The organism is Clostridium cuniculi (genome assembly GCF_004353185.1).
Classification (GTDB): domain Bacteria; phylum Bacillota; class Clostridia; order Clostridiales; family Clostridiaceae; genus Clostridium; species Clostridium cuniculi.
Genome location: NZ_SMUS01000147.1, coordinates 1 through 294, shown reverse-complemented (window position 1 = coordinate 294; position 294 = coordinate 1). Strand labels below are relative to the sequence as shown.

1 tRNA gene and 1 rRNA gene are annotated in these 294 nt (G+C 41.2%); both read right to left on the bottom strand.

Going from position 1 to position 294, the window contains the following annotated elements:
* Window positions 1–48: 48 nt before the first annotated feature.
* Window positions 49–125, bottom strand: a tRNA-Ile gene (locus EJJ37_RS20000).
* Window positions 126–226: 101 nt separating this feature from the next.
* Window positions 227–294, bottom strand: a 16S ribosomal RNA gene (locus EJJ37_RS19995); the annotation flags it as partial.

The following is a 294-nucleotide window of genomic DNA, read 5'->3' as shown; positions in this document are numbered from 1 at the left end:
TTTTGAAGTTATATTATATAATTCATATGCAATTTTCAAAGAACAAATTGGTGGGTCTAAATGGACTCGAACCATCGACCTCACGCTTATCAGGCGTGCGCTCTAACCAGCTGAGCTATAGACCCATATTCTTGAAAGATGGTTAATCTCTCAAAATTGAACAGACCAGTTAAACCAGTATCTTCTGAGTACGAAGTAAACATCTTGTTACTTCATTTCTCCATAGAAAGGAGGTGATCCAGCCGCAGGTTCTCCTACGGCTACCTTGTTACGACTTCACCCCAATCGCTGACC